Origin of the sequence: Hungatella sp. SL.1.14 (assembly GCF_024460495.1) — a bacterium.
In the GTDB taxonomy this organism is placed as follows: Bacteria; Bacillota; Clostridia; order Lachnospirales; family Lachnospiraceae; genus Hungatella; species Hungatella hathewayi.
The window spans coordinates 1-14,460 of the sequence record NZ_JANFYJ010000053.1 but is presented as its reverse complement, the minus strand read 5'-3'; the positions used below and the strand labels follow the sequence as shown (position 1 = coordinate 14,460).

12 protein-coding genes are annotated in these 14,460 nt (G+C 52.2%); all 12 read right to left on the bottom strand.

Features of this window, described 5'->3' with window-relative positions; genetic code table 11:
• Positions 1-92: 92 nt before the first annotated feature.
• Positions 93-1,427 carry a YifB family Mg chelatase-like AAA ATPase gene (locus tag NE473_RS29390; protein ID WP_256265511.1) on the bottom strand — a complete coding sequence of 445 codons (1,335 nt, stop codon included), beginning with the start codon at positions 1,425-1,427 and terminating at the stop codon, positions 93-95.
• A gap of 155 nt (positions 1,428-1,582) precedes the next feature.
• The gene (locus tag NE473_RS29385) at positions 1,583-2,515 is read right to left on the bottom strand and encodes an alpha/beta fold hydrolase (protein ID WP_055649486.1); all 933 of its coding nucleotides are present in this window, start codon (positions 2,513-2,515) and stop codon (positions 1,583-1,585) included.
• A gap of 112 nt (positions 2,516-2,627) precedes the next feature.
• Entirely contained in the window at positions 2,628-3,407 is a 780-nt protein-coding gene (locus NE473_RS29380) for a TIGR03915 family putative DNA repair protein (RefSeq protein WP_022032105.1), read from the bottom strand.
• A gap of 1 nt (position 3,408) precedes the next feature.
• Positions 3,409-4,755 carry a putative DNA modification/repair radical SAM protein gene (locus tag NE473_RS29375; RefSeq protein WP_055649487.1) on the bottom strand — a complete coding sequence of 449 codons (1,347 nt, stop codon included), beginning with the start codon at positions 4,753-4,755 and terminating at the stop codon, positions 3,409-3,411.
• Between the two features lie 169 nt (positions 4,756-4,924).
• Entirely contained in the window at positions 4,925-5,944 is a 1,020-nt protein-coding gene (gene galE / locus NE473_RS29370) for a UDP-glucose 4-epimerase GalE (RefSeq protein ID WP_022032103.1), read from the bottom strand.
• A 161-nt stretch (positions 5,945-6,105) separates the two neighbouring features.
• Positions 6,106-6,873, bottom strand: a complete 768-nt coding sequence (locus NE473_RS29365; RefSeq protein ID WP_242866084.1) for a hypothetical protein — start codon at positions 6,871-6,873, stop codon at positions 6,106-6,108.
• Positions 6,874-6,887: 14 nt separating this feature from the next.
• Positions 6,888-7,229 (bottom strand): arsenate reductase family protein, encoded by a 342-nt coding sequence (locus tag NE473_RS29360; protein WP_006774721.1) that lies wholly within the window; start codon positions 7,227-7,229, stop codon positions 6,888-6,890.
• Positions 7,230-7,259: 30 nt separating this feature from the next.
• Positions 7,260-9,356, bottom strand: coding sequence for a complex I subunit 5 family protein (locus tag NE473_RS29355; RefSeq protein WP_055649489.1), 2,097 nt, complete (start codon positions 9,354-9,356; stop codon positions 7,260-7,262).
• The gene (locus tag NE473_RS29350; protein WP_055649490.1) at positions 9,353-10,888 is read right to left on the bottom strand and encodes a complex I subunit 5 family protein; all 1,536 of its coding nucleotides are present in this window, start codon (positions 10,886-10,888) and stop codon (positions 9,353-9,355) included. Before NE473_RS29350 ends, NE473_RS29355 begins: the two co-directional genes overlap by 4 nt.
• A 13-nt stretch (positions 10,889-10,901) precedes the next feature.
• Entirely contained in the window at positions 10,902-12,407 is a 1,506-nt protein-coding gene (locus NE473_RS29345) for a complex I subunit 5 family protein (protein WP_022032098.1), read from the bottom strand.
• A gap of 37 nt (positions 12,408-12,444) precedes the next feature.
• A complete protein-coding gene (locus NE473_RS29340) occupies positions 12,445-13,953 on the bottom strand; it encodes a complex I subunit 5 family protein (RefSeq protein ID WP_055649491.1) in 1,509 nt (502 codons plus the stop codon).
• Positions 13,950-14,327, bottom strand: a complete 378-nt coding sequence (locus NE473_RS29335; protein WP_006776766.1) for a sodium:proton antiporter — start codon at positions 14,325-14,327, stop codon at positions 13,950-13,952. The genes NE473_RS29340 and NE473_RS29335 overlap by 4 nt, the downstream gene beginning before the upstream one ends.
• Positions 14,328-14,460: the final 133 nt, after the last annotated feature.

Here is a 14,460-nt window from a genome sequence, read left to right as displayed (position 1 = left end):
ACCAAAAACAAAAAACTACATAATCAACGTCGTGGCGAATCACTACATTCGCTCTTTTGTTATGTGATTTTTTATTTCAAGTCCATTATACACTATCTTGGCCGATTTGCGAAGTTTCCTAGAAAGTTAAAATAGATTCCGCTGTCTTTCAGCCGCTGTCTCTGAATAATCCTTGCAGCCTCGACCCGCTCCCGTATGGCACTGGAGGGCTCTCCCTCGCCTCTGCCCTTCAATTCCTCATACTTCATCGGAACCGCTTCTGCGCAGATATCGATCCTGTCCAGCAATGGCTTTGAGATCCTGCTCAGATACTGCCTGATCTGCGGCTCCGTACAGGTACAGCGGCTCCGGTCGGGATAGTAGCCGCATTTGCACGGATTCATCGCGGCTACGAGCATAAAATCCGCCGGGAATTCGCAGGCGCCGTGCAGTCTGGAGATCGTAATTTTCCGTTCCTCCAGCGGCTGCCTTAAAACCTCTATACTGTTTTTCTGAAACTCGGGTAATTCATCCAGGAACAGAACGCCCCTGGAAGCCAGAGAAATCTCTCCGGGTTTAGGAATTCTTCCTCCGCCAGTTAACGCCTGCGGACTGATCGTGTGGTGCGGACTCCGAAACGGCCGTCTGGACAGCAGCGGCTGTTCCTGAGGAAGAAGTCCGCAGATACTGTATATCTTCGATATCTCGATATTCTCCTCGTGGGACAGCGACGGCATGATGGTTGGAATGCGTCTGGCCATCATAGTTTTCCCTGTGCCGGCCGATCCAATATAGAGTATGTTGTGCATACCGGCCACCGCAATCTCTGTGGCACGTTTCAGGAGGAACTGTCCATTCACCTCTGAGAAATCCACGTCATAGGATTCTGTTTCGGAAAGGCAGTGACTATCCCGTCTTGGGGCCGGAGACAGCCGGTCCGGGTCATTTAACACTGCCGCCAGTTCTTTGATGTTCTCTACGCCAATGATGTCGATGTTCTCAATGATCTGCCCCTCCTTCACATTGGGAATCGGGAGAAAACACCGTTTCATTCCTGAGCTGCCTGCCGCCGCCGCAATCGGCAGGGCACCGGAGACCGGCTTGATTCTTCCATCCAGTCCTAATTCTCCCACCAGCACACTGGTGCCCAGAAGCGACTGATCCACCAGCCCTGTGGCCGCCAGAACCGCGACTGCAATGGGAAGGTCAAATCCGGTCCCTTCTTTCCTCACATCTGCCGGAGACAGATTGACCGTAATTTTTCTTGCCGGAAGCCGGAAACCGGAATTCTTAAGTGCAGTGCGGACTCTGTCCTGCGCCTCTCTGACTGCTCCAGAGAGATAACCGACCATGGTAAAACCGGGGAGTCCTTCGCTCACATCCGCCTCCACCACGACGGGATACCCTTCGACTCCCAAAATACCGATACTGTGTACTTTGCTGAACACACTTTCTCCCTTCCTGTTTTTCATTCTGAGTTGGAAATATGATGCAGAAGTGCATCGATTCGTAGAATGTTCCTGATGTGGAACCTGCATCTATCATACAGGATTTTTACTTGTCTGGCAAGCAGTTTTTCAACCGCCTGCCAGTCTGCTGCTCCCTATGAAAGCTCATGGTATGTAATCCAGCTTAAGATATCGTGCCAGACGTTTTCTTTATCCGTCTCATTCAGGATCTCATGGCGGTCATCCGGGTAAAGAATCATCTCTGCATCGGTCATACCGATCTTCTTATACCTGCGGAACACCCGTCTGACGCCTCTTCCGAATTCGCCCACCGGATCCTGTGCTCCTGACAGAATAAAGAGCGGCAGGGATCTCGGAATCCGGTCTTCCTGGCGGTGCAGTTTCAAATCCAGCATAATATTGAAAAAATCACAGTATGCCGAGGCGGTGAATTTAAAATTACAGAGCGGGTCACTGCAGTACTGGTCTACAGACTCACAGTTCCTGGAGAGCCAGTCGTTGTCCGTCCTGGCCGGCATAAAGGAGCGGTTATAATTCCCCAACACCAGCTGGTGCATCCATTTGCTCTGGTAATCGTTTCCCCGGATCAGCCCGATGGTGCCCGCAATCAGTTTTCCTGCAATCACGATCGGCAGAGCCTGGTCTCCCGTACCGATCAGAATCGCTCCTGCCAGTCCGCTCCCGTACAGGGTCAGATATCTTCTCAGGAAAAAGGATCCCATGCTGTGTCCCAGCATATACAGCGGGCGCCCCGGATACATGACCCGGATGCGGCTGGCTGTCCTGTGTAAATCCCTGATCACGCAGATATGGCCGCCGTGGTCGGAGAAGTAACCGTACCGTCCGTCCTGAACAGTTCCGCCATGACCGAGATGGTCATGTCCAATCACCGCAATTCCCTGCTCTGCCAGGAAAGCGGCGAAGGCATCATACCGAAGGATGTGTTCCGTCATCCCGTGTGAAATCAAAAGAAGCTGTTTCACCTCTCCATCCGGTTCCCACAAAACGGTATGCAGTTCTGATTTATCGTCGCTGGAAGGAATTCTGAACTCTCTCCGTCTTATCATACAAGCAACTCCTCTCTGTCACATTTACAAAATAATTCTGTCACGCTATAAGTGAAGTATACCATAAACACTGCAGCCGCGAAAGGCTTTATCCTGATCTTTCGGCTTTCAGTCACCTCCGGTCCTTTAAGCCATGGTCAAATTCCGGCATATAAGCCCGGTACCGCAGCGGCATATGGTTTCGCTGGCACACCGGATTCCACCGCTCTTTTATGGTAATGCTCCGCCTTAACGCCTTCCACAGTTCCCGGTATCCGTCTTCTTCGGCGGCCTTGTGAAGCCTTTCCTCCCACTCCCTGGAGTCCAGCTCCATGAGAAACCATGGCTGTCCGGCCTGGTGAAGAACGGCTTTTTTCCGGTTCTCGTCGTAGATAATCCAATTCTCCGCCGGCATACGGTCAGCAAAATGAGGAGCGATTAACACCAGCACATCATTCTTGGGCCCAATCCGGCTGACCAGGATGTCCTCATCCATCTGGACAAAACGCAGAAACTCCGTCTCTAAATGTGCTTCGTTATCGAGATTCCGGCATATCTCAAAAATCTGAAACACCTCAGGCAGCTGGAGACTCTGCGTCACCCCAGCTCCCATCTGGAATCCTCTGATCAGGAAACGGTAGATATGATCCGCCTTATCTCCATTTTTGCTCAGGGATGCCTTGTAGATGGCCTCATACGCCGCTTCCGATATTCTGGTGCGCACGGAACGGATTACTTTTTCCACTTTTTCATCGTCGGGCAGGACATCGATATATTCGCAAAACAATTCCATCGTGCGGTTCTGTCCTGCAGTTTCCAGCCTTACACTGGAATGGCCTTTCCTGCTCATCCACGCATCATACACGCCGGTCAGAATTCCTTCAAAACTGTCTGTACATATATAAACCGTCATATCACATACTCCCCGTCACAACTGAATACCGGTCCGCAGGAGCCGGTGAAAGATTAAGCTTCATATCATCGAACAGCGACAGCTGACGGTAGGCTCCCTGATGGCTGATATCCCATACCGCACGCCGTTCATCTCCAACTAAATGGCTGGTGATATAGTCTTCATCCATCCGGATCGGTGCCATCATCCTTCCTGAACATGTAATAAAATACATGGCTCTCTTCAGCACCACCCCCATCTTCTTCAAGGCATCGAAATCCAGCACCCCCTGTTTTCTGGCTGCAATAATTCTTTTTACGGACTTCACGCCCATTCCGGGAACCCGCAGAAGCGTATAGTAATCGGCCCGGTTGATCTCCACCGGAAACTGCTCCAGATGGCGGAGTGCCCAGTCGCACTTAGGGTCCAGAAATACATTGAAATTCGGCCGGTCCTCCGTCAGGAGCTCCGATGCCTTAAAACCATAAAAACGCAGAAGCCAGTCCGCCTGATAGAGCCGGTGCTCCCGGAGAAGCGGCGGCCCGCCCGGAAGAGCCGGAAGGCTGGAGTCCTGATTGACAGGAACGAATGCGGAATAAAATACCCGTTTCAAATCGTAGTTCTGATACAGCGCCTCCGCCACCATCATCATCTGATAATCATTTTCCGGCGTCGCACCCACAATCATCTGTGTGCTCTGCCCGGCAGGCACAAAAGACGGTGTCCTTTTATATTCCATCAGTTCATACTTATTCGCAGTAATGCCCCGCTGAATCTGCCTCATGGGAGCCAGTATTTTGCTTCTGCTCTTTCCCGGGGCCAGCTTTTTTAAGCCATCCGCCGTCGGCAGTTCCAGGTTAATGCTCATACGATCCGCCAGGAATCCCACCTTTTCGATCAAAACCGGATCGGCACCCGGAATGGCCTTTACATGGATGTAGCCGTTAAAGCGGCAGACCTCTCTCAGCCTCTTCAGCGTCTGATAGATCAGATCCATCGTATAATCTGCGCTGTATAAGATTCCGGAGCTCAAAAACAGCCCTTCAATGTAATTACGTCTGTAAAATTCCATGGTAAGAGTACAGACCTCATCCGGTGTAAATGAGGTTCTCACCACGTCGTTGGAACAACGGTTAATGCAGTACTTGCAGTCATAAATACACTGGTTGGTAAAAAGAATTTTCAGAAGAGAAATGCATCTTCCGTCTCCCGCAAAGCTGTGACAGAGCCCTGCTGCAACCGTATTGCCCAGCATTCCCGCCTTTCCCTTTCGGTCAACACCGCTGGAGGTACAGGCCACATCGTATTTGGCCGCGTCGGACAGGATCTCCAGTTTTTCCTGTATACTTAAATCTTCCTGAATCAGCATAAGCCACCTCGAACACATGTTCTTTTTCTTTATTTTAGCATATTCAGAAAAACTTATCAAGTTATTTTTCAAACATATGTTCGATTTAAAATGACGGCCTTTTCAGCGCTTTCATTCCAGCGCTGAAAAAACCGTCCATACCGTCGCCGCGGCACTCTGTTCTTTTATCTTACTTTGCATACCCTTCCGGATTATTCTTCTGCCAGTTCCAGGAATCACGGCACATATCCTTTAAATCACGCTGCGCCTTCCAGCCCAGTTCACGTTCGGCCTTCGCCGGATCTGCATAGCACTGAGGCACATCGCCGGCCCTCCTTGGCTTGAACTCATATGGAACCTTTAAGCCATTAGCCTCTTCAAAGGCATGAATGACGTCGAGAACGCTGTATCCGCAGCCAGTTCCCAGGTTATAAATCAAAACGCCGCCTTTTTCACCTTCCAGCTTCTTAAGCGCCTTGACATGGCCATCCGCCAGATCTGCTACGTGAATATAATCTCTGACACACGTCCCGTCCGGGGTATCGTAATCATTTCCGAAAACTCCGAGGGATTCCAGCTTGCCGACGGCAACCTGGGTAATATACGGAAGCAGATTGTTGGGGATTCCCTTGGGATTCTCACCGATTCTGCCCGATTCATGTGCTCCGATCGGATTAAAATAGCGCAGAAGCATCACATTCCACTCCGGATCAGCCGTATGTAAATCGGTCAGGATCTGCTCCAGCATTCCCTTTGTCCGGCCGTAGGGATTGGTAATTTCTCCCTTCGGGCACTCTTCTGTAATCGGAACAAATGCCGGATCTCCGTATACAGTCGCAGAGGAACTGAATACAATGCTTTTCACACCATGTTCACGCATGACATCGCAGAGCACAAGTGTACCGGTAATATTGTTGTGATAGTATTCCAGCGGTTTGTAAACAGATTCGCCCACCGCCTTAAGGCCTGCAAAATGAATCACCGCATCGATCTTCTGTTCTTTAAAAATGCGGCTTAAAGCTGCCTTATCCAGCAGATCAGCCTCATAGAAAGCAAGCGTCTTTCCCGTAATCTCCTGTACACGCTCCATGGATTCCTCGCAGGAATTACAGAGATTATCCACTACGACCACCTCATAGCCCGCCTTTAAGAGTTCTACGCAGGTATGGCTTCCGATATATCCGGCACCGCCAGTAACTAAAATTGCCATTGTCATGTCCTCCTTCTAAAATTGTCTACGGATATTATAGCAGTCTGAACGGAAATAACAATGCAGATTTCTTTGAAAAACCTATATATTTTTTCAATTTTGTTTTTGCAAACGTGTGCAATTCTGTTCCGGAAGATACTTTTCTTCCGATACTGCCGGTCTTATGGCTCGAAAACGCGGTCTCCTTCCAGAATATCATTGCAGATGTATCCCTCTGTCTCCACATATTGGACTGTGTAGGGATAGTCATCTCCCGTCCTGTTTACCAGATAAAACAGGACAGTCGGAGGGGAGGTGATCTCTGGTCTCCCGTTTTCCCACACCCCCGCAATCTTTACATGGGTTTCATCAATGCGCTCCGGCTCCGAAAAAGTAAAGCTCCCGTCCATTGCTTCAGACAGGCGAAACACCACCGTATCATTCTTTTCATCAGGCGTTATAAATCCGGACATGGATTCCGGTATGGCAGGCAAAGAGGTATTTCCTTCAAAAAGGACGGACAGATACGTCTTCAGTTTCTCCGTCTTGATGGAAATCTCCGTTTCTCCCTCCTCTGCTCCGGCAGCTGCAATGCCGTAGAGGCACCACCATGCAAAGGAATTGTCGGCGGTATTATAAACCATCCGTTTCTCAGACGCCGTCCATACCATACCCCGTAATACGGTTTCCTGCAGTTTCAGAGCGTCCTGCGGCGTCCCGTTCTGTTTATCCGCGGTTTCACCGGCAGTCTCCGCAGATTCTTCCTGCCTGTTTTTTTCCGGCAGGCCTGCTTCTGTCTGCCCGGCGGCTGTCTCATTTTGACTGCGTTCCGCAAAAGCCTGATTCGACTGTTCCTCTGCTTTTCCATTCTCCTGTCCCGTATATTTTGAGGCACAGCCGCCTGATGCAAGCGCACACACGAGAGCCGCGGTCAAAAGCCATCTTCTCATTCTTTTCCCCTCTCCTATTCCCAGTCTTTCCATATCTCCGGATGGTATCCCACGGTCGCCTTTTTTCCGTTTCGAACGACCGGTGTTTTTATGACCTGGGGATTCAGGAGAATCTTCTCTTCCCGGTCCTCCGGAGACAGATACTTTAAGAGAGCAAGCAGATCTTTGTCCCTGCAGTTTTCATCGATCAGGGCTTCCACACCTCCAACCGCCTGTTTCACATTGGTAAATTCTCCTTTGCTCATGCCTTTTTCGGCCATGTCAATCATCTGTACGCGAATGTTCCGTTCTTTGAAATACCGTTCTGCCTTCTTCGTATCGAAACACTTCTTTTTGCCAAATATCTGTATGTTCATCTGTCAAGCCTCCACCACAAATTTTCTTTTTTATCCTATGAGAAAAACAGCGAGTAAATATCCTAATGTCAGGCAGAGCCCGATACAGAACAGCATCAGGCCAAAGGAAAAGCTCTCCTCTACCAGCTTTCCGGTCCGCTTCAGTTCTTCCTCGGCCTCTATAAAACGCGGAATCGCAGACGTACGGTCCGCCTTTTCTTTTCTCCCCCATCTGCGTTTCCATGCCGCCGCCTCATCCGCCATGCTTCCCAGCACACAGGCAAGTCTGTCATTTTCCCTTATTTTCCCGGTTCCCGGAAGCTGGCGGTGGGTCGTCTTTCTCGCAAGCAGAATCAGTCCGTCAACGAGTGAATCCATTGCCCGGCAGACCACGGAGGACACCGCCAGAAACACAGTCACCGCCGCGGAGACCAGATACCGGTCGATAAACCCGCAGACCGAGCCGCAGATTCCGGGTAACATCCGCAGAAGAAGCGGCCGGTAAAGCAGATTCTCCAGGTCCAGCCAGGAAGGCAGGCGGTCTGCGTAAACCGCTTCCCCTCCGTCAGACCGTTTCATCAAAAGCCCGCGTACAACGGCGACATAGAAAACAATGCCGATTCCGATGGAAATAGCTCCTCCCTTAAGATTTTCCGGAGAAAAATAAGCCACGGAGTGAGCCAGCCCGTCTCCCCGGAAAAACGCTTCACCTGCTCCCGCGATCCGGTCCATGGTAAGATGCGGCGTCATACCCAGCAGCGGAATCAGTGCCGAACAGCCAACCAGCACAAAACGGCTGAGAGGCTTCATATAGGATGCGGACATCGCGTCATACGCCTCCTGATTGGCCGGATGCTTTTCCACAAAGAGGGCGATAAACAGTTTCAGCATATACGCCACAGTCATTCCCCCCGTTAGAAGGAACACCCATTCCGCCGCCTTCCAGACACCCGGATTCAGCAGGAGCGCTGTGATGATGCCGGGCATTCCGGCAAAGGCAGACGGCATTCCCTGATTTCCCAAAACCACAGCCCCCTCTCCCACAGCCTTCGCATACTCCACCATGCTCTCATGCAGAAGCGTTTTACTCACATAACCGCTCCACAGCGGGATTCCGCCGATTCCCAGGCTTCCCATGAGGAAACAGAACCCCAGCGCAGGCTTCCTTCTGCCGAAGCCGCGAATCTCATTCAAATCCAGCTTATGCAGATTCATATATACCGCCCCGGCACAGAGAAAGAGCACTAATTTGAACAGCGAATGGTTGACCATATGAAGTAATGTGCCCCGCACCGCGAGACCATTTTCCTCTCCCACACAGGCAAGAAGAACCGCCATGCCGATTCCCGTAAGAATGAAACCGATCTGGGAAATGGATGAGCACGCCAGCGTTCTTTTCAAATTCACGGACAGCAGCGCCAGAAGCGCCCCAAGAAACATGGTCACAAGCCCCAGTGCAGTGAGGAGAAGCCCCCAGTTTCCATCAGAAAAGAATAGCGCTCCGGTAATCACAATGATTCCGAATACTCCTGCCTTCGTCAGAATTCCGGACAAGAGCGCACTGGCCGGAGCAGGCGCCACCGGATGGGCCTTGGGAAGCCAGATATGGAGGGGAAAGCAGCCTGCCTTGGCTCCAAAGCCAAATAGCAGCAGTCCTCCCGCAGCATAGAGCTGTATGGCAGGCGAAAGGTAACCGCCACCGGCCTCCAGAGCCTCTCTCGCCGCCGGTCCGAGAAGATCCATGTTAAGCGTTCCTGTCAGATCATAGAGCAGGAAAAGACCCATCAGCATGGCAAGGCCTCCGATCACAGCCACTGCCAGATAGGTTTCCGCCGCCCTTAGGCTCTCCTTCTTTTCGTCGAACGCCACCCAGACGTAGGAGGTAAAGGACATAATTTCAAAGAAAATAAAGGTTGTATACAAATCCGCGGACAGAAATACTCCTGCTGTGGCAAAAAAAGTAATCCATAAAAACACATAGTATCTCCGCCGTTTCTCATAATGAGCCATGTATTCCAGGGAAAATGCACCGCTGACCGCCCACATCAGTATGGCGATGCAGGAATAGATCAGACGAAAGCCGTCCAGCTTAAAATGAAGGCCCAGTCCGCAGATTCCGGGGATCACAACATCAAACACGGTCTTCATCCAGCCTCACCTCCGATCGCTGTAAGTAATTCCATGAGCGGCCCGGAATGCAGGCCCAGCACCAGCACCGCGGCCGCAAAGACCAGGAGCGGCACCATCATCATCCAGTTGGGATCGGTATATGCCTCTTCTTTTACCGCGGCAGCCGCATCCGCTTTGGGAAAATACGCCCGCACCAGTACCGTAAGCATATAGATTCCTGTCATAAGAGCCGAATAAAGAATCACAGCCGTACCCAGATACGGAAGAATCCCCATCCTGCTGCCGCCTGCCAGCGCGAGACTGCCGCAGGCAAAGGCCGCCTCCGCAATGTTCCATTTGCTGATAAATCCGGCAAACAGCGGGATGCCCATGAGAGAAAGGCTGGCCACCGTCAGACAGCCGAACGTCAGCGGCATCTTCTTCGCCAGACCGTCCAGTTCACAGACATACGTCTTTCCGGTCTGATGCATCACCGCGCCCGCACAGAAAAAGGAACAGATCTTCATGAATGCGTGAAAGACCATGTGGCTTAAGGCGGCCGCCAGACCAAGCGGACTCATCATAGAGGCGCCCAGAAGAATATACGACAGATTGCTGATCGTGGAATACGCCAGGCGGCGTTTCCAGTGAATCTCTTTCACCGCCATGGTGGAACCGAAGATAATCGTCACCATGGCCGCCGCCATCACCACCCACTGGGCCGCGCTTCCACGCAGAAACTCCGTACCATAGCTGAAATAGGTAAACCGCAGAATGGCGAAGGCGCCTGATTTGACTACAGCTACCGCATGCAGGAGGGCCGTCACCGGCGTGGGAGCCACAGTGGCCTTCGGAAGCCAGCCGTGGCATGGAAATACCGCTGCTTTTACTCCGAACCCGAAGAATGCAAGAATATAGACAAACAGCAGCATGCCCCGGTTTCCTTCGGCCGCTGCCATGGACAGGACGCCGCCCGGAACAAACTCCGTAGTTCCCGTGGCCGAGTATTGGATCACAAAAATCAGGCCGATGAAGGCGAAGGCCGCGCCTCCAATGGAGTAATAGAGGTATTTGCGGCTCGCCCGCATGGCCTCCTTTGTCATCGGATGAAGCACCAGCGGGAAGGTCACCAGAGTCAGCAGTTCATAAAACAGATACATGGTGACCAGGTTGCCTGAGAATGCAATCCCTGCAGTCACCCCATACGTCATCAGGTAATAGGCAAAAAAGGAGACCCTTCTCTTCTCATGCCTCATATATTCAAATGAATAAAGCGTTGCCAGAGGCCACAGAAACGCCACAAGCCCTGCAAAGACCGATCCCATGCGGTCCAGCTTAAACCGGACCGTCAGATTCCCGTAGAGTTTAAAAAGCACCAGTCCGTGATCCAGACCGCTTCTTCCGGCGATCACCACGGCAATCAGAAGGCTGTTGAGAAGCACCAGCCCTTCCACAACGAATTCCAGACATCTGTATGTTCTTTCATCCTCCGCCCCATATCCGGAGGCGAGGATCGCCATTCCTGCCGCGATCGGAAGGAGTGCCGGCACTGCCAGTAAAATTCCGTTCATACGTATTCCTCCGTCAAAGTACGGTCGCTGCAATGGATTCCAGCATAGCCAGGAACCGGCCCGGGAAACAGCCAAAGAGCAGGGCACCCGCCGTAAAGATCAGTATCGGCACCATCATACAGAGCGAAGGTTCCTGCCCAATCAGCCCTCTGGCCTTTAACCCGCTCTCATCGAAGTCCTCCCCCGGAAAGAAACCATGGATGGTAAGAGGAAGCAGATAACCGGCAGTCAGAAGCGCACTGACCAGCAGGACAGCCGGGCCTGCGATCGTCCACACCCCCGTTTGGGAGGCCAGGGCGCCGCACGCCAGATACCATTTGCTCACAAACCCGCTGCAGGGCGGTATTCCAATCAGAGCCAGGGACAGAACCGTGTAGCCGCCCAGCATCACCGGCATCACCCGCCCAAGTCCGCGCATCTCTTCCACCCTGGTCCAGCCGGTTTTAAATATGATGGCGCCCGCCGCCAGAAAGAGCCCGTTCTTGATCATGGAATGGAATACCACATGAGATAAGGCCCCCACAAAGCCCATCGGTTCCAGAAGACTTAATCCGAACAGGATGTAGGACACCTGGCTGACCGTCGAATACGCCAGACGTTTCTTTAAGACCGGCTCCCTGTAAGCCAGCATGGAGCCCATAAACACAGTGAGCAGGGACAGCAGAATCCACATGGTCTGCACCCAGGTTCCGCGCAGAAGTTCCGGGCCAATCACGTAATAAACGACCCGGATTACAGCCAGCACGCCCGATTTCGTGATCAGGCCTGACAGAACCGCGCTGGCCGGCGCCGGAGCGACCGGATGGGCTGTGGGCAGCCAGCCGTGCATGGGAAACATACCGGCCTTCGTTCCAAAGCCCAGCAGCATACAGCATGCCGCGGCCAGCAGGATTCCTTCCTTTCCGGCAAGGGATACGCCTTCCAGCACACCGCCCGGAGTAAACGTCAGAGTGCCGGAGACGCTGGCCAGAAAGAGGATACCGAATAACGCAAGGAACGCGCCCGCCACAGAGTAAAATAAGTACTTAAGCCCCGCCATCACCGCCTCCTTCGTGAGTTCGTGGAGAACGAGGGGAAGCGAAGTCAGCGTCATCAGTTCATAAAAGACGTACATGGTCACCAGGTTGGCGGAAAAATCCAGACCGATCAGCACTCCGAGAACGATCAGATAAAACCCGAAGAACCGGTGTTCATCCCGTTCATGGGTCATATAGGTCATGGAGTAGATCCCTACCAGAAGCCAGACAGACGCCGTCAGCACGGCAAAAAGCCTGCTGATCCCATCCACCCGGAATTCAATGGTAATGGTATCCGTCAGTTTCCAGAGCGTAAGCCCGCCTCCCCGTGCCACTGCCGCAAACGCACACAGCGCGCCGGCTGTCAGCGCCGCCATAACCAGGCTGATCATCGTCTTCCGGCTGTTTCTGAGCCGCTTCACCGTCAGAAGCAGCACTCCCGCCGCAATGGGAATGAGAACCGGAAGCAGCAATACTATAGTTTCATCCATCTCTTGGTACATAAGCTTCTCCTTGTTATGAGCACTCTGCAGGTAGCTCTTATTCAAACATTAAAAGTCCGTCAGCGATCGCCTGTACAATCGGCTGCGATTTCAGTCCCAGAACCAGATTCAGAAAGATGAAGCACACAACAGCCAGCCTGAGTTTCCAGGAACTTTTCCTGACTGCGGACCGTTCTTTGGCTCCTCTGGTCTCCCGGTCCCCCTCTCTGGAGTACAGGGTAATGACGAGGCGCAGAAAATAGATGGCGTTCAGCGTCGTACTGACCGCCAGGCCAATCAGTGTAACGATCATTTTATTCGGGCTCTGGAGTGCGGACGTGGCAAACAGCAGCTTGGATATAAATCCGGCCAGCATGGGAAACCCGACCATGGAAAGTGCGCCTACGGAAAATCCGATTCCGGCCAGCGGATTCCGGTACCCCGCCCCCCGCAGGCTCTTGTAGTCCTTTTTATCACCCGACACCTCATAGAGGCCCACCGCACTGATAAACAGCAGCGCCTTTGTCGCTGAATGGGTAAACATGTGGAACACGGCAGCCACCATCCCTGCTTCCGTTCCAAGGCCGATTCCCACATAGATATAACCGATCTGAGCCACGGAGGAATAGGCGATCATCCGCCTCGTATCCTTTTCCAGAATCGCGTGGAGGGATCCCATGAGCATCCCCGCCAGCCCGAAGACAAACAGCACGTTGACAATCCGGCTGGCTACCACGTTCTCTCTTCCAAGCACGCGGTAGAAAATCTTTATCAGCAGGAAAATATATCCTTTCGACACAAGCCCGGATAAAACAGCGCTGGCTGTCGGAGTCGCATAGCCGTAAGTATCGGGAATCCAGTAATGAAACGGATACAGACCGCTCTTGATTGCCAGTCCGACACTGATCACCGCCAGTATCACCAGCATGGGGATCTCGTAACTGCCCGCAGCTTCAATGGCAGCCACTGCCGCCTTAGCCGGGCTCATCAGCAGGTGTCCCGTCACATCGTAAAGCATGCTGAGCCCGATCAAAAACAGGCCGGACCCCAGCTGGCTCATAATCATATACCGGATTGCCGCCGACAGGCTCCTGCCCTTCTGCCGAATCATGATCAGCCCGCAGCCTGCAATGGTATTGATCTCTACAAACACGTAAGCGGTAAACAGGTCATTCGTATAGATGAGGGCCAGAAGCGAGCTGAGCATCAGGTCAATCATCACGTAGAACAGGTTTAACTTTGTCCCTTCCACATCCGCCGCAGTATGATCCATGCCTCCCAGCACCGACAGCAGCATAACGATACCGAATACGGCGGCAGTCAGCCCTTCCAGAACGCCGGCCCTGATCTCATTTCCCCAGGGTGCCGGAAAATGGCCCATCATATAAGTATAGCTCTCTCCCGTCCTCATACAGAACCAAAAAACGGCGGCCGACATGGCTGTCGTGACCACAATCACTGCCAGGCTTACATTCCTGGCCCGTTTTCCAGAGAGCGTACACGATATGATACCGGAAAACATTGCGATAATAATGGAAAAGAAGGGGAAGTTCTGAACAAGGGTCATGTCTTTTCCTCCTCCTTCGCCTGTATCAGAATCGCATCCAAATCCAGGGAGCCGTACCGCTCGTACAGGCGGATCGTCAGCGCCAGCATTAACGCCGTCGTGCTGACAGATACTACGATTCCCGTGAGCACAAGGCCGCTGGGCACTGGATTAATATAAGCCGAGGCCTCCTTAATCCCGTTCATCTCGATAGGAACGGCTCTTCCCTGAATGTAGCCCTTTGCCGCCAGGAATAAGTAGACCGCCGTGTCCATGATGTTCATTCCCATAATCTTCTTGATTAAATTTTTATGGAGTAAAAGCATGGTAAATCCCACGCCAAACAGGATGACTGCCGCGGTCTCTTCCATATTGGAAAGCAGGTGTGCCGCCATATCACATCCCTCCTCGTATAATAAGTTTATAGCCAAGCAAAACAGGCTATAGACTTATTCTTTTTGTGGTATAGATGTAAGGATATTCTGTGATGTCATATCAGGAGGGGTCTCCTCCAGGAGCGCTGGTTCA